Genomic DNA, 425 nt, shown 5'->3' with positions numbered 1-425 from the left:
ACATATTTAACGTTGAATGTTACTGTTGTCGTCAAGATGGCATAAGACCTGCATGAAAGAGCCTGCAAACACACAACACAATACACAACATAAAAAAGCCATTTTCACTTGAGGGTTATGTATGAAGAAGTCGATTCTCGCTCTGTCTTTGTTAGTCGGTCTCTCCACAGCGGCTTCCAGCTATGCGGCGCTACCGGAGACGGTACGTATCGGAACCGATACCACCTACGCACCGTTCTCATCGAAAGATGCTAAAGGTGATTTTGTTGGCTTTGATATCGATCTCGGTAACGAGATGTGCAAACGGATGCAGGTGAAATGTACCTGGGTTGCCAGTGACTTTGACGCGCTGATCCCCTCACTGAAAGCGAAAAAAATCGACGCTATTATTTCGTCGCTGTCCATTACCGATAAACGTCAGCAGG

The 425-nt window shown here is 46.1% G+C and carries 1 protein-coding gene; it reads left to right on the top strand.

Features of this window, described 5'->3' with window-relative positions:
• Positions 1-121: 121 nt before the first annotated feature.
• A partial coding sequence (locus tag V5P19_RS23015; RefSeq protein ID WP_334407842.1) for a transporter substrate-binding domain-containing protein occupies positions 122-425 on the top strand: 304 nt, incomplete at its 3' end.

Source organism: Enterobacter sp. UNJFSC 003 (assembly GCF_036903355.1).
GTDB lineage: Bacteria > Pseudomonadota > Gammaproteobacteria > Enterobacterales > Enterobacteriaceae > Enterobacter.
Note: the sequence above shows the minus strand (reverse complement) of the source record. Positions and strands in the feature narration are given on the sequence as shown.